The organism is Ramlibacter sp., assembly GCA_019635435.1.
Taxonomy (GTDB): Bacteria; Pseudomonadota; Gammaproteobacteria; order Burkholderiales; family Burkholderiaceae_C; genus JAHBZM01.
The window spans coordinates 938,428-961,362 of the sequence record JAHBZM010000001.1 but is presented as its reverse complement, the minus strand read 5'-3'; the positions used below and the strand labels follow the sequence as shown (position 1 = coordinate 961,362).

21 protein-coding genes are annotated in these 22,935 nt (G+C 66.1%); 9 read left to right on the top strand and 12 right to left on the bottom strand.

Annotated elements, in window-relative coordinates:
• Nucleotides 1–75 precede the first annotated feature (75 nt).
• The 4 genes from KF796_04575 to mrdA all read left to right on the top strand — a co-directional run bounded on the left by KF796_04575 (nucleotide 76) and on the right by mrdA (nucleotide 4,793).
• A complete protein-coding gene (locus KF796_04575) occupies nucleotides 76–1,119 on the top strand; it encodes a rod shape-determining protein (GenBank protein MBX3585898.1) in 1,044 nt (347 codons plus the stop codon).
• A gap of 72 nt (nucleotides 1,120–1,191) precedes the next feature.
• Nucleotides 1,192–2,112, top strand: coding sequence for a rod shape-determining protein MreC (mreC, locus tag KF796_04570; GenBank protein MBX3585897.1), 921 nt, complete (start codon nucleotides 1,192–1,194; stop codon nucleotides 2,110–2,112).
• A gap of 16 nt (nucleotides 2,113–2,128) precedes the next feature.
• On the top strand, nucleotides 2,129–2,647 hold the full coding sequence (gene mreD / locus KF796_04565) for a rod shape-determining protein MreD (protein MBX3585896.1): 519 nt from the start codon (nucleotides 2,129–2,131) through the stop codon (nucleotides 2,645–2,647).
• Between the two features lie 85 nt (nucleotides 2,648–2,732).
• Nucleotides 2,733–4,793: a penicillin-binding protein 2 gene (gene mrdA / locus KF796_04560; protein MBX3585895.1), complete on the top strand. Its 2,061-nt coding sequence runs from the start codon at nucleotides 2,733–2,735 to the stop codon at nucleotides 4,791–4,793.
• On the opposite strand, the gene KF796_04555 is transcribed toward mrdA, so the two are convergent.
• From KF796_04555 to KF796_04545, 3 genes are all read right to left on the bottom strand, one after another.
• A complete protein-coding gene (locus tag KF796_04555) occupies nucleotides 4,790–5,785 on the bottom strand; it encodes an alpha/beta fold hydrolase (protein ID MBX3585894.1) in 996 nt (331 codons plus the stop codon). The genes mrdA and KF796_04555 overlap by 4 nt on opposite strands.
• Nucleotides 5,786–5,861: 76 nt before the next feature.
• Nucleotides 5,862–6,311 carry a nuclear transport factor 2 family protein gene (locus KF796_04550; GenBank protein ID MBX3585893.1) on the bottom strand — a complete coding sequence of 150 codons (450 nt, stop codon included), beginning with the start codon at nucleotides 6,309–6,311 and terminating at the stop codon, nucleotides 5,862–5,864.
• A gap of 41 nt (nucleotides 6,312–6,352) precedes the next feature.
• Nucleotides 6,353–7,102, bottom strand: coding sequence for a hypothetical protein (locus KF796_04545; GenBank protein ID MBX3585892.1), 750 nt, complete (start codon nucleotides 7,100–7,102; stop codon nucleotides 6,353–6,355).
• 43 nt (nucleotides 7,103–7,145) lie between these two features.
• Between KF796_04545 and KF796_04540 the strand changes: the two genes are divergently transcribed.
• Genes KF796_04540 through KF796_04530 form a run of 3 tightly spaced genes read left to right on the top strand, consistent with a single transcriptional unit; the run spans nucleotide 7,146 to nucleotide 9,188 of the window.
• Nucleotides 7,146–7,748: a LemA family protein gene (locus tag KF796_04540; GenBank protein MBX3585891.1), complete on the top strand. Its 603-nt coding sequence runs from the start codon at nucleotides 7,146–7,148 to the stop codon at nucleotides 7,746–7,748.
• A 22-nt stretch (nucleotides 7,749–7,770) separates the two neighbouring features.
• On the top strand, nucleotides 7,771–8,679 hold the full coding sequence (locus tag KF796_04535; protein MBX3585890.1) for a TPM domain-containing protein: 909 nt from the start codon (nucleotides 7,771–7,773) through the stop codon (nucleotides 8,677–8,679).
• Nucleotides 8,679–9,188 (top strand): TPM domain-containing protein, encoded by a 510-nt coding sequence (locus tag KF796_04530; GenBank protein MBX3585889.1) that lies wholly within the window; start codon nucleotides 8,679–8,681, stop codon nucleotides 9,186–9,188. Before KF796_04535 ends, KF796_04530 begins: the two co-directional genes overlap by 1 nt.
• On the opposite strand, the gene KF796_04525 is transcribed toward KF796_04530, so the two are convergent.
• From KF796_04525 to xylA, 8 genes are all read right to left on the bottom strand, one after another.
• A complete protein-coding gene (locus tag KF796_04525; protein ID MBX3585888.1) occupies nucleotides 9,185–10,315 on the bottom strand; it encodes an ROK family protein in 1,131 nt (376 codons plus the stop codon). The genes KF796_04530 and KF796_04525 overlap by 4 nt on opposite strands.
• 133 nt (nucleotides 10,316–10,448) lie before the next feature.
• On the bottom strand, nucleotides 10,449–11,924 hold the full coding sequence (xylB, locus tag KF796_04520) for a xylulokinase (protein ID MBX3585887.1): 1,476 nt from the start codon (nucleotides 11,922–11,924) through the stop codon (nucleotides 10,449–10,451).
• A gap of 3 nt (nucleotides 11,925–11,927) precedes the next feature.
• Nucleotides 11,928–13,058, bottom strand: coding sequence for a Gfo/Idh/MocA family oxidoreductase (locus tag KF796_04515; GenBank protein ID MBX3585886.1), 1,131 nt, complete (start codon nucleotides 13,056–13,058; stop codon nucleotides 11,928–11,930).
• 17 nt (nucleotides 13,059–13,075) lie between these two features.
• Entirely contained in the window at nucleotides 13,076–14,092 is a 1,017-nt protein-coding gene (locus KF796_04510) for a sugar phosphate isomerase/epimerase (GenBank protein ID MBX3585885.1), read from the bottom strand.
• 109 nt (nucleotides 14,093–14,201) lie between these two features.
• Nucleotides 14,202–15,164 carry an ABC transporter substrate-binding protein gene (locus tag KF796_04505; GenBank protein ID MBX3585884.1) on the bottom strand — a complete coding sequence of 321 codons (963 nt, stop codon included), beginning with the start codon at nucleotides 15,162–15,164 and terminating at the stop codon, nucleotides 14,202–14,204.
• A 63-nt stretch (nucleotides 15,165–15,227) separates the two neighbouring features.
• Nucleotides 15,228–16,244, bottom strand: a complete 1,017-nt coding sequence (locus KF796_04500) for an ABC transporter permease (GenBank protein MBX3585883.1) — start codon at nucleotides 16,242–16,244, stop codon at nucleotides 15,228–15,230.
• On the bottom strand, nucleotides 16,225–17,712 hold the full coding sequence (locus KF796_04495; protein MBX3585882.1) for a sugar ABC transporter ATP-binding protein: 1,488 nt from the start codon (nucleotides 17,710–17,712) through the stop codon (nucleotides 16,225–16,227). Before KF796_04495 ends, KF796_04500 begins: the two co-directional genes overlap by 20 nt.
• 118 nt (nucleotides 17,713–17,830) lie before the next feature.
• Nucleotides 17,831–19,156, bottom strand: a complete 1,326-nt coding sequence (gene xylA / locus KF796_04490; GenBank protein MBX3585881.1) for a xylose isomerase — start codon at nucleotides 19,154–19,156, stop codon at nucleotides 17,831–17,833.
• A 165-nt stretch (nucleotides 19,157–19,321) separates the two neighbouring features.
• Here xylA and KF796_04485 point away from each other — a divergent pair, with 165 nt between their 5' ends.
• Nucleotides 19,322–20,527 (top strand): DNA-binding transcriptional regulator, encoded by a 1,206-nt coding sequence (locus tag KF796_04485; GenBank protein MBX3585880.1) that lies wholly within the window; start codon nucleotides 19,322–19,324, stop codon nucleotides 20,525–20,527.
• Nucleotides 20,528–20,984: 457 nt separating this feature from the next.
• Complete coding sequence (locus KF796_04480) at nucleotides 20,985–21,347, top strand: helix-turn-helix transcriptional regulator (protein ID MBX3585879.1); 363 nt, start codon at nucleotides 20,985–20,987, stop codon at nucleotides 21,345–21,347.
• 75 nt (nucleotides 21,348–21,422) lie between these two features.
• Here KF796_04480 and KF796_04475 read toward each other — a convergent pair whose 3' ends face one another.
• Nucleotides 21,423–22,922: a TM0106 family RecB-like putative nuclease gene (locus KF796_04475; GenBank protein ID MBX3585878.1), complete on the bottom strand. Its 1,500-nt coding sequence runs from the start codon at nucleotides 22,920–22,922 to the stop codon at nucleotides 21,423–21,425.
• Nucleotides 22,923–22,935: the final 13 nt, after the last annotated feature.

Below are 22,935 nucleotides of genomic sequence, written 5' to 3'. Positions count from 1 at the left end.
AAAAATCGGCTTTCAATACGACAAACAAGGCGATGGCTGGCTGCGGTGCCGGCCATGCCCGCGAGAGGATTTTCAATGTTCGGAGCATTTCGTCGGTACTTTTCCACCGACCTGGCCATCGATCTAGGCACCGCCAACACCCTGATTTTTGTACGCGACCGCGGCATCGTTCTGGACGAGCCCTCGGTGGTCGCCATCCGTCACGAAGGCGGTCCCCAAGGCAAGAAGACCATCCAGGCCGTGGGCCAGGAAGCCAAGGCCATGCTGGGCAAGGTGCCCGGCAACATCGAGGCGATCCGCCCCATGAAGGACGGCGTGATCGCCGACTTCACCGTCACCGAGCAGATGCTCAAGCAGTTCATCAAGATGGTGCACCCGCGCTCGGTGCTGCGGCCCAGCCCGCGCATCATCATCTGCGTGCCCTGCGGCTCGACCCAGGTCGAGCGGCGCGCCATCCGCGAGTCGGCGCTGGGCGCCGGCGCCTCCGACGTGTACCTGATCGAGGAACCCATGGCCGCGGCCATTGGCGCCGGGCTGCCGGTGTCGGAGGCCTCGGGCTCGATGGTGGTGGACATTGGCGGCGGCACCACCGAGGTCGGCGTGATCTCGCTGGGCGGCATGGTCTACAAGGGCAGCGTGCGCGTGGGCGGCGACAAGTTCGACGAAGCCATCATCAGCTACATCCGCCGCAACTACGGCATGCTGATCGGCGAGCCCACGGCCGAAGCCATCAAGAAGAACATCGGCAGCGCCTTTCCGGGCAGCGAGGTCAAGGAGATGGAAGTCAAGGGCCGCAACCTGTCCGAGGGCGTGCCGCGCAGCTTCACCATCAGCTCCAACGAGATTCTTGAAGCCCTGACCGATCCGCTGAACAACATTGTCTCGGCCGTCAAGAACGCGCTGGAGCAGACCCCGCCCGAACTCGGCGCCGACATTGCCGAGCGCGGCATGATGCTGACCGGTGGCGGCGCGCTGCTGCGCGACCTGGACCGCCTGCTGGCCGAGGAAACCGGCCTGCCGGTGCTGGTGGCCGAAGACCCGCTGACCTGTGTGGTGCGAGGATGCGGCATTGCACTGGAGCGCATGGAGCGCCTGGGAAGCATCTTCACCAGCGAATGAGCATGAAGGCCAGGACACAAGCCGGCGCGTGGGCAACGTGGCCGGCTTTTTCACATCCGGGGGGCTAGCACCTTGCCACTGGGAACGCTCGACCGCACGCCACCGCCCTTCTTCAAGCAGGGCCCGTCCGCGCTGTCCAAGCTGATGGTCTGCAGCGCGCTGGCCCTGTTCCTGATGGTGGCCGACGTGCGCTTTCGCATCACCCAGCCGCTGCGCGCGGCGGTCGCCACGGCGCTGTACCCGGTGCAGTGGCTGGCCATGCGGCCGGTGCTGCTGCTGCGCGACGGCGGCGCTTATTTCGAAGACCTCAAGGCCGCCCAGGCCAGCGAGGAGGCGGCCCGCCTCAAGCTCACGCTGCAGGCCCAGCGCGCGGGCCAGGTCGAGCTGCTGATGCTGGAGAACGCCCGGCTGCGCAAGCTGCTGGCCCTGCGCGACAAGCTCACCACGCCCAGCCAGGCGGCCGAGGTGCTGTATGACGCGGCCGACCCCTACACCCGCAAGGTCGTCATTGACAAGGGGCTGGTCCAGGGCGTCGAGCCGGGTTCGCCGGTGATCGACGAATCGGGCGTGCTGGGCCAGGTCACGCGGGTGCACCCGCTGATCAGCGAGGTGACGCTGGTGATCGACAGCGAACAGGCCATCCCCGTGCTCAACGTGCGTACCGGCGCGCGCAGCGTGGCCTTTGGCGAGCCCTCGCATGGCGGCGCGCTCGAACTGCGCTTCATGGCCGGCAATGCCGACGTGCAGACCGGCGACCTGCTGACCACCAGCGGGGTCGATGGCATCTACCCCGCGGGCCTGCCCGTGGCCACAGTGGACCGCATCGAGCGGCGCGCCGACTCGGGCTTTGCCCGCATCCACTGCACCCCGCAGGCCCAGGTCACGGCCACCCGCCATGTGATGGTGCTCAAGCCGCTGGCGGGGCAGCTCCCGCCGCGGCCCGCCGTGGAAGACCCGGCCCCCGCCCCCAGCCGCAAGGGCAACAAGCGATGAAACCCGGAGGCCGCCCATGATCATGCGACCGGGCCAGCAACTGCTGCTGCCCGCCAACCCGCTGTTCATCTGGGGCACGCTGCTGGCGGCCCTGCTGCTGAACATGCTGCCGCTGGGCCGCGCGACCTGGATGCCCGACTTCCTGGTGCTGGTGCTGGTGTTCTGGAGCGTGCACCAGCCGCAGCGCGTGGGCATCGGCGCGGCCTTCGTGTTCGGGCTGGCCATGGACGTGCACCAGGCGGCCCTGCTGGGCCAGCACGCGCTGGCCTACACCACGCTGAGCTATTTCGCGATCACCATCCACCGCCGCCTGCTGTGGTTCTCGGTGCCCTCGCAGGCCGTGCAGGTGCTGCCGCTGTTCGCCGCGGCCCACCTGATCGAGCTTGCGGTGCGCATGCTGGGCGGCGCGCCGTTCCCCGGGCTGGGCCTGCTGCTGGCGCCGGTGATCGAATCGGTGCTATGGCCGGTCGTCAGCGTGGTCTTGCTGGCGCCGCAGCGCCGGGCGCCCGACCCGGACGAAAATAGGCCCTTGTGATGACCCCCACGCTTGTCACTTCATGTACTGCGCTGCCCCCCGGGGGGGCCTTCGCGCCTTGGGGCGGCCCGGCGGCGCTCACGCCATGACGGAGCTGCGCAACGTCGAAGCCGATCTCTCGCGCTTCCGGGCGCGGGTGCTGGTGGCAAGCCTGGTGGTGGTGGCGGCCTTCATCCTGCTGGCCTCGCGGCTGGTCTACCTGCAGGTGGTGCGCCATGACGACCTGGACGAGCAGGCCGAGAGCAACCGCACCACCATCGTGCCCGTGGTGCCCAACCGCGGACTGATCCTGGACCGCAACGGCATCGTGCTGGCCACCAACTATTCGGCCTACACGCTGGAGATCACGCCCTCCAAGCTCACGCGCAGCCTGGACTCGACCATCGACGAGCTGGCCCAGGTGGTGGAGATCCAGCACCGCGACCGGCGCCGCTTCAAGAAGCTGCTGGACGAGTCGCGCAGCTTCGAGTCCCTGCCGGTGCGCACCCGCCTGACCGACGAGGAGGTGGCGCGCTTCGCCGCGCAGCGCTACCGCTTTCCGGGCGTCGAGATCAAGGCCCGGCTGTTTCGCAGCTACCCCTGGGGCGAGCTGGCCAGCCACGTGATCGGCTACATCGGCCGCATCAACCAGACCGAGAAGAACGCCATGGACGACTGGTCGGACGAAGACCAGGGCAACTACCGCGGCACCGAGTACATCGGCAAGCTCGGCGTGGAGCAGAGCTTTGAGAAGCAGCTGCACGGCATCACCGGCGTCGAGCAGGTCGAGACCTCGGCCGGCGGGCGCGCGGTGCGCAAGCTCGCCAGCATCCCGGCCACGCCGGGCAACACGGTGATCCTGTCGATCGACATCAAGCTGCAGAAGCTGGTGGAGGACATGTTCGGTGACCGGCGCGGCGCGCTGGTGGCGCTGGACCCCAAGACCGGCCAGGTGCTGGCCTTCGTGAGCAAGCCGACCTTCGACCCCAACCTGTTTGTCGAGGGCATCGACGTCGAGAACTGGCAGATGCTCAACGAGTCGCTGGACAAGCCGCTGCTGAACCGCGCCCTGCGCGGCACCTACCCGCCCGGCTCCACCTACAAGCCCTTCATGGCCATGGGCGCGCTGCAAAGCGGCAAGCGCTCGCCCACGACCATCATCAACGACCCGGGCTTCTTCATGTTCGGCGGTCACCGCTTTGGCAGCCCCGAAAACGAGCGCGGCGGCGCGATGGACATGAACCGCGCCATCGTCGAGTCGAGCAATGTGTACTTCTACACGCTGGCCAACGAGATGGGCGTGGAGGCCATACACGACTTCATGGCACCGCTGGGCTTTGGCCAGGCCACCGGCATCGACATCAATGGCGAGGTGCGCGGCGTGCTGCCCAACCAGGCCTGGAAGCGCAGCTACTACAAGCGGCCCGAGCAGCAGAAGTGGTATGCCGGCGAGACCATCTCGCTGGGCATTGGCCAGGGCTACAACAGCTTCACCATGCTGCAGCTCGCGCAGGCCACGGCGATCCTGGCCAACAACGGCATCAAGCACAAGCCGCAGCTGGTGATTGCCACGCAGGACTCGGTCACGCGCGAGCGCGAGACCGTGCCGGCCAATCCGCCGGTGGACCTGGGCTTCAAGCCCGAGAACGTGGCCATCGTGCGCAAGGCCTTGGTGGGCGTGACCCAGACGGGCACCTCGGCCCGCGTCTTCACCGGCGCGGGCTACCTGTCGGGTGGCAAGACCGGCACCGCGCAGGCCGTGACCATTGGCCAGAAGGACAAGTACAACGCCGCCAAGCTCGCGGAACACCAGCGCGACCATGCGCTGTACATCGCCTTCGCGCCGGCCGAGGACCCCAAGATCGCGCTGGCCGTGATCGTCGAGAACGCCGGCTTCGGCGCGGCCCATGCGGCGCCGATCGCGCGGCGTGTGTTTGACTACTGGCTGCTCGGCCAGTACCCCAATGAAGAAGACATGGCGGCCGTGCGCAAGGGCCAGGCCACGGCCCCCATCGGCAAGCCGCGCAATGCGGCCGAGGTGGCCTGGCCGCCGGGCTCCGGGTCGGTCGCGGCCGCCGCCGTGCCCGCCCCTGTGCCCGCCGCCCCGCCCGCCGCCGCGGCGACCCAGGCCATCGCTGCGGCGGACGCCCGGCTCGCCGGCCGCTAGGCCGCCCCAGCCCCCAGCGCCTGCGCGAGCCAGCCCCCCACGGCATCGGGCAGGGTGCGCACATGGCCTGGCAGCGGCCCCTGCGGAAAGCCGACATGGCCGCCATGCGCGGGCTGCCACAGCGTCACATGGTCGCCCACCTCATGGCCCTGCGGCAGGCTCCAGGCCGGCACGAACGGGTCGTTGCGGGCGTTGACCACCAGCGCGGGAATGCGGATCTGGTGCAGGTGCGGCTTGGCCGAGGCCCGGCCCCAGTAGTCCTCGGTGCTCTTGAAGCCGTGCAGCGGCGCGGTGAAGACGTTGTCGAACTCGTAGAGGTCGCGCGCGGCCAGCAGCGCCGCGCGGTCGAACAGCCCCGGGTGCTGCGCCAGTTTCTGCAGCGCCTTGGGCTTCATGGTCTTGAGGAACATGCGGGTGTAGACCTGCCGGTTGAAGCCGCGCCCGATGGCCCAGCCGCCGGCCGCGAGGTCGATCGGCGAGCAGACCGACGCCACGGCCGAGGCCACCTGCGCGGCCGTGCTGCCCAGCTCCTCGGCCCAGCGCATCAGCGCGTTGCCCCCCAGCGAGATGCCCACGGCCACCAGCGGCCCGGCGTGGCGCTCGCGCAGGCGCCCCAGCACCCAGCCAATCTCTTCAAAGTCACCGGAGTGGTAGGCCCGTGGAGCCCGGTTGAGCTCGCCGCTGCAGCCGCGGAAATGCGGCACCGCGTAAGCCCAGCCGCGCTCGCGCGCCCAGTCGGCAAAGGCCTCGGCGTAGTGGCTGCGCGAGGAGCCCTCGAGGCCGTGGAACAGCACCAGCAGCACCTGGGTGGCCGCGCCTTGCGGCGCCGGCGGGGACTCCAGGAAGTCCACATCGATGAAGTCGCCATCGGGCGTGTCCCAGCGTTCGCGCCGGTACTGCGGATGCGGGCCAAACACCCGGCGCGCATACAGCGCGGGCCAGATGGTCTGAAGGTTGCCGCCGGGCAGCCACCAGGGCGCTACGTAATTCATAGCATGTGAAGGCCGCCGGCTCTGGACTCCAGGCACTTTGGGCTCATGGCGTGGCTGAAAACAGGGCGCGGGGGCGTCAATGGAGCACGGGCGGCGTCTCGGCCACCTCCTGCATCTCGCTGGGCGTGCCGGGGCTCGCGTGGTGGGCCACCAGGCGCCAGCCCTGCGCGGTCTTGTGGTAGACGTTGGTGGCGATCACCCAGGCCTCGCGCGCGCCTTCGGGGGTCATGACCTCGATGCGCTCGAGCACGTTGTGCACGGCGCTGGCCAGCGACTCGACCTTGCGCACGCGCTGGGGCGAGGCGCGCACGCCGCCATGCGAGAACAGGGTTTCGAAGGCGGCACGGATCACCCCCGTGCCCACCAGGCGCGGGCCACCGGGGTGCACGCAGACGATCTCGTCCTCATCGGCCCAGCAGGCCATGAGCTTGTGGATGTCGCCGGCCTGCAGTGCCTCGTAGAACAGGGCCTCGATGTCGTCGGCGCTGCCGCCAACGGTGGCGGCCTGAAGTCGCGATGGGGGCATGGGGAGTCCGAAGCGGAAGGTGCCCCGATTTTGCCGTGCTTTCAGGGTTGGAGCCACCGGGCAACCGCCCCGCGCAGGTCCTGCTGCGCCGCGCCCCAGACCATCTCGGGCGCCGCCACATGCACGCCCGGCGGCGCAAGCTGCAGCGCCAGGTCCACGAACTCGGCCACCTTGACCGCGCGCACCGGCTGCTCGCTGCTGGGCACCATGTACTGGAAGACCGACAGCATCCAGCGCGCCGTGCGCTGCGCGGCGTTGAGCCTCGCCGCGGCCGCGCCGGGCTTTTGCGCCGAACGCACGAAGAGCACGCGCTCGAAGCCGAGCGCGGCCACGGCCTGTTCGTCCAGGCCAGCCAGCCCGCGCTTGAGCGCGTCGGGCAGGCGGCCCTGGGTGTGGGGCAGCACCACGGCCAGCGTGCGGGCGCCGCAGGCACGCATCCATTGCGCCAGGGGCACCAGATCGGCCGGCGTGGGCGTCCACAGCGCCCGCTCGCGGTCATAAAACAGGCGGGGTGGATCGAACATGATCACCCCCGCCGAGGCCGCGACCCGGGGCCAGGCCGCGGGATCGTCGCCCGGCACGCAGACGGCGGTGACGCCGCGCAGCCCTTCGGTGAATGGCTCGCGCGCCAGCACGTGGGCGGTGTCAAAGCGCTGCGTGCCCACGAGCCGGCGCAGCACTTCGTTGCCCAGCGTGCCGGTGGCACCGGCCACCAGCAGTGCGCCGCGGGCCGGCGGCGCGGCGGCCGGCCGGCTGGCGGCCTGCAGGGCTTGAATCGGGTCGATGCGCATCCCATCTATGCTACCGTTGTTATCCATTTCCGGAGGATTGCCGATGAAACGCTGGCTTGCCACCCTTCTTGCCGCCCTGCTCACCAGCGTCATGCTGACCGGCTGCGGCTACAACGACTTCCAGCGCCTGGACGAACAGACCAAGGCGGCCTGGAGCGAGGTGCTCAACCAGTACCAGCGGCGCGCCGACCTGGTGCCCAACATCGTGGCCACGGTCAAGGGCGAGGCCAACTTCGAGCAGGAAACCCTGACCAAGGTGGTCGAGGCGCGCGCCAAGGCCACGTCCATGCAGGTCACCCCTGAAACCCTGAACGACCCTGCGGCCTTTGCCAAATTCCAGGCCGCCCAGGGCGAGCTGGGCAGCGCGCTGAGCCGCCTCATGGTCACGGTGGAGCGCTATCCCGACCTCAAGGCCAATCAGGGCTTTCGCGACCTGCGCGTGCAGCTCGAGGGCACCGAGAACCGCATCACCGTGGCGCGCAACCGCTACATCCAGGCTGTGCAGGAGTACAACGTGCTCGCGCGCAGCTTCCCCAGCAACCTGACGGCCATGGTCTTCAGCTACGCGCCCAAGCCCAACTTCTCGGTGCAGAACGAGGCCCAGATTTCGGCCCCGCCGCAGGTGGACTTCGGCAAATCCAAGTGACCCCCGCGGTCCGGCACCCAATATGCCTCTAGCCCGCCTGTGGCTTGCACGTCTTGCTATCTTTCTGGTAGCAGCCTCGAGCTGGGCCCTGGGCCAGGCGCAGGAACTCCAGCGGGTTCCGCCGCTGGCTGCCCATGTGATCGATGCCACCGGCACGCTGGATAGTTCGCAAAAGCAGGCGCTGGACGCCCGGCTCGCGGCGTTCGAGCAGGCCAAGGGCAGCCAGGTGGTGTTCCTGCTGGTGCCGACCACGCAGCCCGAGGACATCGCCAGCTACGCCAACCGCGTGGCCAACACCTGGAAGATCGGCCGCAAGGACGTGGGAGACGGCCTGTTGCTGGTGGTGGCCAGGAACGACCGCAAGCTGCGCATCGAGGTGGCCAAGACCCTGGAAGGGGCGGTGCCCGACCTGGCGGCCAAGCAGATCATTGACGAAGCCCTGACCCCCGCTTTCAAGCGGGGCGACTACGCGGGTGGGCTGGACGCCGCGGCCACGCAGCTCATGGCGCGCATCAGCGGCGAGGCGCTGCCCGCGCCGGCCGCCGGCAGCGCCCGTGCGCAGGGCGATGGCTTCCAGTGGATGGACCTCGCGATCTTCGCGCTGTTCGCGGTCCCGCTGGCGGCCACGGCGATCCGCGGGATTTTTGGCCGCAAGCTCGGCGCGCTGATCACCGGTGCCGGCGTGGGTGCCGTGGTCCTGTTCATCACGGCGAGCCTGCTGGTGGCCGCCGGCGCCGCCCTGGTGGGGCTGCTGGTGGCGCTGTTTTCCAACTTCGGGGGCCTGGGTGGCACATCGTCGCGCCGGCACTGGGGCGGCGGCGGCTGGAGTTCGGGTGGTGGCGGCGGCTGGAGCAGCGGCTCCGGCGGTGGCGGCTTCAGTTCGGGCGGCGGCGGCGACTTTGGGGGCGGCGGCGCCTCGGGGGACTGGTGATGGCCCAGCGACTGCGCCGGTTCCTTCGCAACCTGTGGTTTGATGCCGCGGACACCCGCCGCGCCATTCCGCCCGAGATGGTGCAGCGCCTCATGACCCGCGTGGCCGCGAGCGAGAAGCGCCACAGCGGCGAGGTCCGCATCTGCGTCGAGGGCGGCCTGCCCGCCAGTTACCTCTGGCGCAATGCGCCGGCGCGCGAACGGGCCCTCGCCATGTTCGGCAAGCTCAAGGTCTGGGACACCGAGCACAACAATGGCGTGCTGATCTACCTGCTGCTGGCCGACCGCGCCATCGAACTGGTGGCCGACCGCGGGCTCAGCCGCCATGTGCCGCGCGAGGACTGGCAGGCCATGGTGGCGCGCATGGGCGCGGCGTTCCGCGAAGGGCGCTTTGAAGACGGCCTGACCCAGGCCCTGGGCGAAGTGTCCGCCGTGCTGGTGCAGCATTTCCCGCTGGCCGACGGCGAAGTGCGGCCCAACGAATTGCCAGACGAGCCCCTGCTGGGCTAGGGCGGCGCCTGCCGCTGCAGGGTTTCCTGCATGGCCAGCACCCCGGCACCCGTGAGCCCGCCGCGCCGTCCGAGCGGCGCATACTGGATTTCCAGATGCCGCGTGGACAGCGCCAGCGAGCGCTGGTAGACGCTCTGGCGCACCGAGGCGAGGAACAGCGGGCCGACATGCGTGACCCCGCCGCCGATGAACACATGCGACGGGTTGAAAAAGTTGACGACCGACGCCAGCATCTGGCCGATCAGGTTGCCCGAGCGCTGGATGATGACGTTGGCCGCGGCGTCGCCGCTGTGGCAGGCCAGGGCCACGTCAGCCGGGGTCAGCGCGCCGTGCCGTTGCAAAGCCTCTGCCAGCAAGGCGCTCTGCCCGGCCTGCGCGGCTTCCAGACCCATGCGCGCGATCGCCGGCCCCGCCGCCATCGCCTCCACGCAGCCCAGGTTGCCGCAGTGGCAACGCGGGCCTGAACGGTCCACGCAAATGTGGCCCACATCGCCCGCCGAGCCGTTGGCACCCCGGTAGACCTGTCCATGGCAGACAATGCCGCAGCCGATGCCCGTGCCCACCTTGATCACCAGGAAATCCTGCAGGCCACGCTGCAGACGCCACAGCTCGCCCAGCGCCATGAGGTTGACATCGTTGTCCACATACACCGGGGCGCTGTAGTCTTCACGCAGATCGTCCCGGATGGAATAGCTGTCCCAGTCGGGCATCAGCGGCGGGTTGACCAGCTGGCCAGTCGCAAAGTCCACGGGGCCGGGCACGCCCATGCCAATGGCAATGACGCTGCTCGCCGGAACACCGCATTCGCCCAGCAGTTCGGCAAACAGCTTGCGCACACGGGCCAGCACCACGCCCGGCCCGGACCGCACGTCGATCGCTTCGCTGCGGTGCCTCAGCACCGACAGGTCCGGGCGCATCACCGCCACGTCGAGGCTGGTGGCGCCCAGGTCCGCACCCAGGACCACGCCCAGGTCAGGGTGCAGGCACAGCGTCTCGGGGCGCCGGCCCCCAGAGGACGATTGCAATCCGGCCTCTTCCAGCAGCCCCTGGTCGATCAGGCCCGAGACACGTGCATTCGCCTTGCTGCGCGAGCAGCCCATGCGCTGCGCCAGCACGTGACGCGACATGCCCGAAGACCAGAAGATGGTTTGCAGCACCGCGAGATCATCGGCAGACAGTTCATCCCAGCGTGTCAAGAAGGCTCCAGTTCACCAGGGGCTGGCTCCCAGCCATGCTAACGCAGGCCCCAGGCTGCACCGCTCAGGCCGGCAACGGAAACGACGACGCCACCTGCTGGTAAAGCCGGTTGAATCGCGCGTGCCGCTGCGCCAGCAAGGCGTGGCGGGTCGCGTCCGGCTCGTGCGTGGCCAGCAGGGCGGGTGCGCGGCACACCTCGGCGGCGCCGGCCCGGTCTGTGGCCATCCAGGCCAGGCGAGCCGCGCCCAGCGCCGGCCCGACCTGCGCATCGGCACGGCGCAGCAGCGTCTTGCCCGACACGTCGGCCAGCAGCTGCGCCCAGTAGGCGCTGCGGCTGCCGCCACCAATCAGGCTGATGCTGCGGGCCACGGCGCCTGTGGCGTCCACCGCCGCCATGCCTTGCGCCATGCCATGGGCCACGCCTTCGAGTACGGCATTGGCCACGTCGGCCCGGTCCGTGGCGGCGGTCATGCCGAACAGAACCGCCTGCGCCGCCGGGTTGTTGTGCGGCGTGCGTTCGCCATTGAGGTAGGGCAGGAACAGGGGGGTGTCGACATTCAGCCCGCGGGTCTCGGCCTCGGCCATGAGTCGTGCGATATCTGATTCGCCGGTGAGCCTGGCCGCGAAGTCCACGCAGGCGGCCGCCGACAGCATCACCGACATCAGGTGCCAGGTGCCCGGCAACGCATGGCAAAAACTGTGCACCGCCTGCGCCGGATTGCTGCGGTAGCCGTCCGTGGCCACGAAGTAGACGCCCGACGTGCCCAGTGACAGCATCGCATCGCCCGGACTCACCACGCCCACACCCAATGCGCCCGCGGCGTTGTCACTCGCACCGGCCACCACCGGGATGGCGCGCAGGCCCAGGCGCTGCGCAACGTCTTTGCGCAGTTGCCCCGTGACTTCCGGTCCTTCGTGCAGCCGGGGCATGTGAGCGCGCGACAGGCTGGTGGCCGCGAGCAAGTCGTCGCTCCAGTCGCGCTGCCCGACATCCAGCCACAGCGAGCCCGCCGCATCGGACAGGTCGGTGGCGTAATCCCCCGTGAGTTGCCAGCGCAGGTAGTCCTTGGGCAACAGCACGCGCGCGATCCGCGCGAACACTGCGGGCTCGTGCCGCGCCAGCCACAGCAGCTTGGGCGCGGTGAAGCCCGGCATCATGAGGTTGCCCGTGATGCTTCGCGCCGAAGGCACTGCGGCCTCCAGGTCGGCGCACTCCCTGTGGGCCCGCCCGTCGTTCCAGAGGATGGCCGGCCGCAGCACGTCGCCCTGCGCATCCAGCACGGTGGCGCCGTGCATCTGCCCCGTGAGGCCCAGCGCTTCGATGTCGCCAGCAGCAACGCCGCCCTCCCGTGCCATCGCCAGCGCGGCTTGCAGCGCCTGCTCGCAGGCGCTCCACCAGTCGACCGGCGCCTGCTCACGCCACAGCGGCTGCGGTTGGTGGACCCGCAGCGGCACCGAAGCGCTGGCACGCACCTGGTGCGAACGATCCAGAACGATCACTTTGAGACTCGATGTGCCCAGGTCGATGCCGATGAACATGTGTCAGGCCATCCGCGTCCACTTGTGGGCACTGGCGGCCGACTCGACGGTTTTCTCGATGAAACGAACGCCGCGCGCGCCATCGGCCAGTGTCGGATAGTCAGCCGTGCCCGGTGCGGGCGCGGCCCCGGCCGCGCCCGCGCGAATGGCTTCTGCCACACCGAGGTAGACATTCGCAAAAGCCTCGATGAAAGCCTCCGGGTGCCCGGCCGGCAACCGGGTGGCGCGCTGCGCAGCCGGGCTCAGCCAGGGTGAGCCGCGCGTCAACAGCCGGCGCGGGCCATCGAGGGGGGCATGCACCAGGGTGTTGGGCTCTTCCTGGCGCCAGTCGAGCGTGCCAGTGCTGCCAAACACGCGCAGACGCAGGTCGTTTTCGCAACCCACCTCGATCTGCGAGGCGATCAGCACCCCCCGCGCGCCATTGGCGAAGCGCAGCAGGAGATTGCCGTCGTCGTCCAGTGCACGGCCCGGCACAAAGGTGGTCAGGTCGGCGCAAAGGCTCTCGATCTCCAGGCCCGTCACGGTCGCCACCAGGTTCTCGGCATGCGAACCGATGTCGCCAATGGCGCCGGCCATGCCGCTGCGCGAAGGGTCGGTTCGCCAGTCGGCCTGCTTGTTCGCGCCGCCTTCCAGCCGGGTGGCCAGCCAGCCCTGGTTGTATTCGACAATGACCTTGCGGATGTCACCGATAGCGCCGCTGCGCACCAGTTCCCGTGCTTCACGCACCATGGGATAGCCGGTGTAGTTGTAGGTCACGCCAAACACCACGCCGCTGCGCGCCACCACCCCCGTGAGCTCGGCGGCCTGGGCACTGGTGTGAACCAGCGGCTTGTCGCACACCACATGGATCCCAGCCTCGGCGAAGGCGCGTGCCACCGGGAAATGCACGTGGTTGGGCGTGACGATGGAGACAAAGTCAATGCGCTCGGCCGCTGGGCGCTTGAGCTCATCGACCAGCAATCCTTCCCAACTGCCATGGTTGCGGTCGTCCGCCAGGCCCAGATCGCGCCCCGAGGCGCGGGCCTTGTCAGGGTTGGATGACAAGGCGCCCGCCACCAGCTCCATCTGCCCGTCCAGCGCAATGGCCTTGCGGTGCACGGCGCCGATGAAAGCGTCACGCCCGCCTCCCACCATCGCATAACGCAACTTCCTCATGCGGCCGCCTGCTTGCTCTTGTCAAACACGGCGTCGAAGGCGCCGGCGGCCGGCTTGAAATCCAGCCGCTTGCAGAACGCCGCGCTTTCGGTGGCGCCATGCACACGGTCCATGCGGCTGTCTTCCCACTCCACACTCAGCGGCCCGGCGTAGCCGATGTCGTTGAGCGCGACGATCAGCGATTCAAAATCGATCATGCCGCGCCCCACGCTGCGGAAGTCCCAGAACCGGCGCGCGTCGCCAAAGCTGGTGTGGCCGCCAAACACGCCGGCGGTGCCATCGCCCTTGCCCCACCACACGTCCTTCATGTGGGCGTTGTAGATGCGGTCGGCAAACAGGCGGATGAACTTGATGTAGTCCACGCCCTGGTAACCCAGGTGGCTCGGATCAAAATTGAAGCCGAAGCGACGATGGCCCTTGACGGCCTGGATCGCGCGTTCGGCCGATGCAATGTCGAAGGCGATTTCGGTGGGATGGACTTCAAGCGCGAAGTTGACATCGACCGACGCGAACACGTCCAGGATCGGCGTCCAGCGCCGGGCGAAGTCGGCAAAGCCCTTGTCCCAGTATGCCTGGGTCGTGGGCGGAAATGCATAGGTGGCATGCCAGATGGACGAGCCCGTGAAGCCCGTCACGGTCTTGACGCCCAATCTGGCGGCGGCGCGCGCCGTGTCCATCATCTCGGCGGCGGCGCGCTGGCGCACACCCTCGGGGTCGCCGTCGCCCCAGATCTGCTCCGACAGGATGGATTGGTGGCGCTCGTCGATCAGGTCGCACACCGCCTGGCCCACCAGGTGGCTGCCGATGGCGAAGCACTGGAGTTCATGCTTCGCAAGCAGCTTGCGCAGGTCCTTGACATAGGCTTCGCTGGCCAGCGCTTCCTGCACATTGAAATGGTCGCCCCAACAGGCCAGTTCCAGGCCGTCGTAGCCCATGCTTCTGGCCAGCGGCGCGAGTTCCCTGATGGGAAGGTCGGCCCATTGGCCGGTGAAAAGAGTGACGGGTCTTGCCATGGCAGTCGGGTCCATCAAGAAGAAGATTGAAGAGCCGCCGGGCGCGCATTCGCATTGCGGGGCGCCGGGCGGGGCCATCGGCACGGCAGCCAGGCCGCGCCAGTGTTCATCAGAACGGCGAATCCGGCACGTAATACTGCTTGGCGTTTTCCTTGGTGATCAGCACCGAAGGAATGATGGTGGTGGCCGGCATCTTCTCGCCCTTGACGCGGGCCGCGGCGGTGAGCTTCATGGCGTCGGCAATCATGCTGGGCGAATAGGTCACGTCGGCCGTGACGATCTTGTCGCCATCCATGACCTTCTTGATGTAGTCCTTGGAACCCGCGCCGCCCAGCACCAGCTTGATGTCGGTGCGCTTGGCCTGCTCGATGGCTTTCTGGGCGCCCACGGCCATGTCGTCGTCCGAAGCCCAGACCGCGTCGATGTGCTTGAAGCGCGTGAGGTAGTCCTGCATGACCTTGAAGGAATCGTCGCGGTTCCAGTTGCCATGCTTGGCGTCCAGCACCTTGATGCCGGGGTTGGCCTTCATGACGGCGTTGAAGGCGTCCACGCGCTGGTTGTCGATGACCGTGGGGATGCCGCGCAGGATCACGATGTCTCCCTTGCCGCCCATGGCCTTGACCATGTACTCGGCGGACACCTTGCCGAAACCCGGATTGTCGCCAGCCACATAGGCATCCTGCGCCTTGGCATCGGTCAGGCCGCGGTCCACCACGGTGACGAACACGCCCTTGCTCTTGAGCTGGGCCACGGGTTGGGTCAGCGGAGCCGACTCAAACGGCAGGATCACCAGGGTATCGATCTTGTTGGCGGTGTACATGTCCTGCACCTGGTTGGCCTGCTCGGCGGCCGACCCCGCTGTCTTGACCGTGACCTTCAGGCCCGGGTACTGCTTTTCAAGCTCGGCCTTGGTGCGGTTGGCCCAGTACACCACGCCACCGGCCCAGCCGTGCGTCGCCGCCGGGATGGCAACGCCGATGTGCTGCTTGTTCTGGGCAAAGCTGGTGCTGGTCATGCCCAGCGTGGCGAGAACAATCGCCCCCAGGGCCATTCTGCGAATCATTGATTTCATGGTTTGTCTCCTTGCAGGTTGAAAAAGTAGCGGTTGCTACGGATGGGAAGCGGGTCATGCGCTCTAGCGTCGACCTCTCTGGAAAAATGCGACCGCGATGATCACCAGACCCTGCACGGCCGCATTCAGGTACACGCTGATGATGCTGGTGAGGTTGAGAATGTTGCTGATGACCGAGAGCAAGACCGCTCCGATGACCGTGCCCGTGATGCCCCCGGCGCCGCCCTTGAGCGCCGTGCCCCCCACGATCACCGCGGCAATGGCTTCCAGCTCCCACAGCAAACCGGTGGTCGGAGAAGCCGATCCCAGGCGTGGCACGTAGAGCAGCGTTGCCACACCCACGCAGATGCCGAGCAGGACGTAAGTGATGATCTTGACCTGGTCCACCTGGACAGCCGCGTAGCGGGCGACGTGTTCGTTGGAGCCGATGGCCTGCACATAGCGGCCATACGCCGTGCGGTTGAGCACCAGCGCGCCCACCAGCGCAACCAGGACGAAGACACAGACCGGTATCGGTATGCCCAGCAGGCTGCCGTAGTACACCGGGCTGTAGACCGTGGACAGGGTCGAGTCCAGGGTGATGGCGCCGCCGTTGGCGAAATAGGTCAGGTAGGCACGGAAGATCCCGAGCGTTCCCAGTGTCACGATGAAGGGCTCGATCCGTCCCTTGGTGATCAGCAGCCCATGGGCCAGGCCAAAAAGAGCGCCAAGCGCCATGGCGAACACCATGCCCAGCGCAACCACCAGCACCGGCGATCCGATCTTGGCGGCGGTGGCGTTCATCATGAGAATGGTGCTGCCCGCGATCAGCGCCGCCATCGATCCAACCGACAGGTCGATGCCGCCCGACACAATCACGAAGCACATGCCCACCGCGATGATGCCGATGAAGGCCGTGCGGGTGAGCACGTTCATGGCATTGTCCAGCGTCGCAAAGTTCTCGTTCAGCAGGGCACCCGCGATGCACAGCAGGATGAGGCCCAACATCGGCCCCGATCCGTGCGGCAAAGGGCGGCGCTGGGCGCGCACGACCGCGGCCGCGGCGACGGGTGTCGGCATTTCAGTGGGTTCCGGTGGCATGGGCAATCAGTGCTTCTTCTGTCAGTTCGTTGGCGGCGAGCGTGGTGACGATCCGGCCCGCGCGCATGACGGCCACGCGATGACACAGGCCAATGAGTTCCACCAGTTCGGAGGAGATGACCACCACGCCGCGCCCTTCGCGTGCCAGCCGCTGGATCAGGAAATAGATGTCGCGCTTGGCACCGACGTCGACGCCGCGCGTGGGCTCGTCGAGCACCACCACCTGCGGCGCCGGTTGCAGCACCTTGGCCAGCGCCAGTTTCTGCTGGTTGCCACCTGACAGCGCCGACGCGGGAATGTCCATTGAACCGGTGCGGATGCCAAAGTCGTCCACCGCCTGGGCCAGGGCCACCCGCTCGGCAGCCGGCGACAGCAGTGGCGTCGTGTAGTGCTCGAGCGCCATCAGGGTCAGGTTCTGCCGCAGGCCAAGGTGGACATGCAGCCCCTTGTTCTTGCGGTCTTCGCTCAGGTAGGTCAGCCCGCGTTTCGCGCCACTGCGCGGACTGCGGCTGTCCCAGCGGGCCCCCCGCAGCACCACGGCGCCGCCAGAGGTTTTGCGCAGACCCAGGAGCCCTTCGAACAGCTCGGTCCGTCCCGCGCCCACCAGGCCCGCAAACCCGAGGATTTCTCCGGCATGCACCTCGAAGCTGATGTCATGGGCCCAGCCCGGGACCTGCATGGCCTGCACATCCAGCAGCGTGTCAGCTGACGCAGGCAGCGCCTCTTTCGGGGGGTACAGATCGCTCAGCTCGCGCCCGACCATGAGGTTGGCCATCTGCTGGCGGGTGACTTCAGGGGTCGCCTCCCGCGCCACCAGCTGGCCGTCGCGCATCACCACGATTTCGTCGGTGATGCGCTCCACTTCGTCGAGCTTGTGCGAGATGTAGAGGATGGTGACGCCCTCCGAATGCATCTGCGCGATCAGCGCGAACAGGCGCTCGGTTTCTCCGGGCGTCAGCGTGGCCGTGGGTTCGTCCATGACCAGCAGGCGCGCCTTGCGTGCGAGGGCCTTGGCAATTTCGACCAGCTGCTTCTCAGCCACGATCAGCTGGTTGATGCGGGTGTCGGGGCTGGCCTTGAGCCCCACCTGCGCGAGCACGCGCTGCGTGACCTCGCGCATCGCCGCGTCGTCCAGCAGCCAGCCTTTTTTCAGCTCGTGGCCCAGAAAAATGTTCTGCGCGATGGTGAGGTGTTCCGCCAGGTTGAATTCCTGGTGGATCATGACCACGCCTTGCGCCTCGGCCTCGCGCGAACCGCTGAACCGATGGCTGCGCCCGTCCAGCAACAGCTCGCCCGAAGTCATCGATTCGTAGCCCGCGAGGATTTTCATGAGCGTGGACTTGCCGGCGCCGTTTTCGCCCAGGAGGCCATAGACCTTTCCGGGCGCCAGCGCAAAGCTGACGTCATGCAACACCTCGACCGGGCCGAAGCGTTTGACGACATGCCGGAATTCAATGGCAAGGCTCACCGTGTCTCCTGTAGTCTGTTGGCGTTCTTTTTGACGCGTGGGTGATGCTAGGGATGCGACTTTTACCGGTCAAGGCGCAACTTTGAATAAATTCAGGCAGAAGTTTCACCGGTAACCCCTAGCCAGCGCCCCCAAAAATCGCAGCATTGACCTGGTTTTCCAGCCATTCCTGGCGGCCACTGACCGGGTCGGGATTCAGCTCGTGAACAAAGGCATGTTCAGCCACTTGCGCCAGCGTCATGCCGCCTTTCATGATCCTCGAGCCAAGTTCCCCGTCCCAGCCCGCGTACCGCGCCCTGGTGAACTGCGCCACCTGGTCTTTTTCAATGAGGCGCACGGCGCTCTTCAGGGCCAGCGCCAGCGCATCGATGGCACCGACATGTCCGTGCACGATGTCCACCGCGTCCAGGCTCTGGCGCCGCACCTTCGCGTCAAAGTTGAACCCGCCATTGACGAAACCACCGGCCTTGAGAATTTCGTACAGGGCCAGCGTCAGATCCTCCACACTGTTGGGGAACTGGTCGGTGTCCCAGCCGTTTTGCGGATCTCCCCGGTTCGCGTCAATGCTCCCGAACAGGCCCAATGCCGCTGCCGTGGCAATCTCGTGCTGGAAACTGTGGCCCGCCAGCGTGGCGTGGTTGGCTTCGATGTTCAGCTTGATTTCGCCTTCGAGGCCGAACTGCTTCAGAAAGCCGTAGACGGTGGCCGCGTCGTAATCGTATTGGTGCTTGGTCGGCTCCAGGGGCTTGGGCTCGATCAGGATGTCCCCTTTGAAGCCGCTGCGGTGCTTGTGCTCGACCACCATGGCCATGAAGCGGCCCAGTTGCTCGCGCTCGCGCTTCAAATCTGTGTTGAGCAGGGTGTCATACCCCTCGCGCCCTCCCCACAAGACATAGTTGGCACCGCCCAGCCGCTGCGTGGCGTTCATGGCGCTGAACACCTGCGTGGCCGCGTAGGCAAACACTTCGGGGTCGGGGTTGCTGGCGGCTCCGGCCGCATAGCGCCGGTGGCCAAACAGGTTGGCGGTGCCCCACAGCAGTTGCACGCCGGTTTCCTCCTGCTTTTGCGCCAGGACGTCAATCATTGCGGCGAAGTTGCTGCGGTACTGCGCCAGGTTGTCGCCCTCGGGCGCCACGTCGGTGTCATGGAACGTATAGAAAGGCACGCCCAACCGCGAGAAGAGCGAGAAGGCGGCGTCGGCCTTGCGCCGCGCCAGGGTGAGTTCATCCGCTCCCTGGTGCCAGGGGCGCTCGAAAGTTCCCTGCCCGAAAACATCGCTGCCCGGCCAGACAAAGGTATGCCAGTAGCACACCGCCAGGCGCAGGTGGTCCTTCATGGATTTGCCCAGCAGCATCTGCTGGGGGTCGTAGTGGCGGTAAGCCGGCGATGGCCGCGAACCTGTCGGCTCGAAACCAACCGGACCTATCGAATCGAAGTAAGACATCAACCTCTTTCACTCTGTTTGGCAACGGGAGTGAATGCTAGGGAGATCGAGCACGCCTTTCGATTGCGAAATTGACCAAACGAGGCGGCAATATTTGATGCTGCACCGCAAAAATCGTCTCCCCCGGCGAAAATGGGCTCGCCCCCTTCACCCTCCAGCCCCATCATGTCTGTACCCCGACCCACGCCAGAAGGGCCTGTTCATCGTGTTGCCCTGCTTTTTCACGCGAGCAAGGTGTACGACCGGGAAATCATTGCCGGCATCGGCTCCTATGCAAACCAGACGCGCGTGGCATGGGATCTTTTCCTGGAAGAGGATTTCCGTTTCCGGCTGGACGGCCTCGAAGACTGGGCCGGCGACGGGATCATTGCGGACTTTGACGACCCCGCCGTGTGCGCCGTGTTATCCAACATGCGCATTCCGGTGGTGGCCCTGGGCAGCTCCTATGGCGATGAGGGCAGGTACCCCGAAGGCGTGCCCTATGTCGCCACCGACAATCAGCTGCTCGTGACCCTGGCCCGGGACCACCTGATCGAAACCGGATTGACCGAGCTTGCCTGTTACAGCCTGCCCGAATCGCCACTGAATCGCTGGGCGCAGGAGCGCGAGCGGATTTTCCAGCGTCTGGCGGAGCGCGACCACATGCACTGCAGGATCCACCGCGGACTGGCCACCAGTGCGCCCATGTGGAACAGCGCCTCGCAACAGCTGATGGCCTGGCTGCAGGCGCTGCCCAAACCCATTGGCATCATCGCCGTGACAGACGCCCGGGCCCGCCAGTTGCTGCAGGCATGCATCCTCGCCGACATCCCGGTGCCGGACGAGGTGGCCATCGTGGGGATCGACAACGACACGCTGGGCCAGCACTTGACGCGCATTCCCCTGTCGTCAGTGAGCCAGGGGACCGAGGCCATGGGGCACACCGCTGCCCACCTGATGCACCAGATGCTGGGCGGTGCGAGGTTGGGGGGGGTGCGCGTCGTGGTTCCACCAGTGGGGTTGCAGGCGCGTGCTTCAAGCGCACGCACGGCGCCCCATGGGCCCCAGGTGATGAGGGCGCTGCACTACATTCGCCAGTACGCCTGCCAGGGGATTCGCACCGAACAGGTGGCTGCGCATGCCGGGCTGTCACGCTCGTCGCTGGAAACCTACTTCAGGCGTGAACTCAAACGGTCGGTGCATGAAGAAATCCTCCATCACAAACTCGGCCAGGCGCGGCATCTGCTGACCAGCACCGCATTGAACGGTGCGGAAATCGCCGAGAGATGCGGTTTTGGTTCCGTGCAATACCTCCACACCGTTTTCAAGCGCGAGCTGGGATGCACGCCGCGCGACTACCGCGAGTCGACCACCTCCCAGGCGCGCTATTAGGCAGCAAATGCCCTCATGGGCCTCCAACTCCAAAAAACTTAGTTTTGCGCTGAGTTCGCCCCGGGATTGCCCTGGGGACGGTCGACTTATTCCGAAACTAGGCGAAAGCTCAAAAGGCGGTCGAGGTCGCCTCGTTCCACCACGCTCCTATTGCTAGAACACTACTCGTGCACTCGGCCAACGGGCCCATCAGCTTTCGCACCGGCTGTCGTGCATTTACATACTCGCATGCCCTCCGCTTGCCCCAGCAAAATTACTCCATGCGTTATGCAAAACGGGTCTCCACCAGAATGCGCGCGGATAATTCGACACCAGCAGAAAGCAGCTTAACAATGAAGTCTTAGCGGCCAACCAGAGGGCTGTACACGCATACAGAAAAATGCACCAAGCACGTGTTTGATCGCTGCTGAGTCTTGCTTTGCCATAACGCCTCAAATTCAGTACATTAGATCGCACAATGTTCTTTATGCATCAATATGAGGACGTTAGTGTGAAACAGAGTACAGCGCAGGAGCTGCAGTTGCTGCTAGGCGGGCAACTACGACAGGAACGTATTCGTCAACGACTTGAACAACAAGAAGTTGCCACAGTCGCGGGCGTGGCCAGGTCCGCACTGAGTCGTGTCGAAAATGGCAAGGGGGGGACGATTCACACACTGGTGTCGATCGCTCGCGCTTTGGGTCGCACGGACTGGCTGAGCATGCTGTCACCGCAAGTGACCGTTCAACCGATGGACCTGATCAGGCGGACGCGAAGAGCACCACAGCGTGTTCGTCGTTCAACGACCCCGGCTCAATTGGGGGACTCGGCCACGAATTGAGCGTAGCTGCACGAGCCAATTACGATAGGCCCCACCTCAAGGGACGTCCGGTTAGCGGTCCACGTGTTCTCGATGCTAGGGCTGGACGACAGGTAGCTTACGAATCCCATCGAGCAAAACCTTCGTCGCCACGCAATCATCCTCGTTGTATTCGAGAATGCGAGTTGCCACAGCCTTGTCCCCCGTCTCGATCCACCGGTGGTACCACTCGATCGATGCCGCCCCAGAGGGATGGGCATCCCTCCAATTGAAGCCCAAGTGCTTCGCTAAGGTTTTGATCGAATGGTTTCGCAAGGGCCACTCGGTCTTTTTGCGAACCACCGAGGTGTAGAGGTCGATGACGTTCGGCTTGGAGAACACCTCGACAACGGCATCCTCGGCTACGACCTCGGGATACAGCTGGGCCAGCGAGCGCATCGCCGTTCTCTCGTACGGCGAGTAGACGTAAACCGACCCCTCCGCTGCCGCCCACGCCAGAAGATTCCAGGCGTCGGCAAAAGCAGATCTTTCCGCATCAGAAGAGTTCTGCTGCATGAAAAAGGACCTGTATTCGGCTTGTCTCGACGATTTTGTGTGAAGATAGAATCCGTGCAAGTAGCATAGGCCTCGCATCGGATCGGTCTCCACGTCGAAGAAGACTTCCAAATCGGTTTCGGGAAGATCGTGGCTTTCCTTGAGATAAGCGGTGGCGCCTGGGGTCGCAAGCAGCTTTGCGCGCTGCTGAAACTTGATCAGTGTGTCGGGCCCGATACCCGGGAATTCCGTTTTCTTACCCTTTATGTATTGGCCTAGGTCGGCCGTGGCGAACTGTTTGACCGTCTTGATGCTGCCGAAGATCGCGTCCCTTTTGGCGCGCCCGAGTTCTGGGATCAGCGTCAGATCGTCACTCCCTTCGAGTTCTTTCGAACAGTGGGAGTGCCAATGGCACATTCCGCAAACCGAAGCGAGCGCAGCGAGAGTCTTTTGCTGCAAAGTAAGCATAGAGCGAATGTCGGCGAGGAACGCCTGATAGCGGTCCCATGACGTGGCTTTCTCCCTGCCCCAGAGTCCAATGCTTAGGTCGTAGGGAACGTCAGTTCCGGTCCGGTCGATGATGAAACCCTTGCGCTGTTGCGCGCCTCGGCCGGTCAGTTCGAGGATTTGCGCGTAATGCGCCAGCTGCATGGCGTAGTGCAGTTTGGGCTTGCCAGGCTCATCGTCACTCACGCCTTCCAACCCACTGCCTGACTTGATGTCCCCGGGTTCGTACCCGCCAGGAATCTTGCGCAGCAGGTCCGGCTCGCCGACCAAGTCATCGACCTCGATCCTGCCGCTGTAAATCAGGTCCGCGCCCGCCTCCATGGCCTGCAGCGTCGCCGCAGCCTTGTCATCACCACTGAGCTGGCTGAGATCTTCGATCTGCGCGCCCAAATCCTGGGCAATTTCCAATTCATGGGCCAAGCCATGGTCCCAGAGCAGTTGGACGAAATCGTTGGGCTCATCCCGCAAGGCCGGATCGGCTGTGGCATCAAGGAACACGCGGTGAGGACACTGAACAATGTTGTACAGCATGCCGCCGGAAATGCGCTTTGCCATGGCAATCCTCCAT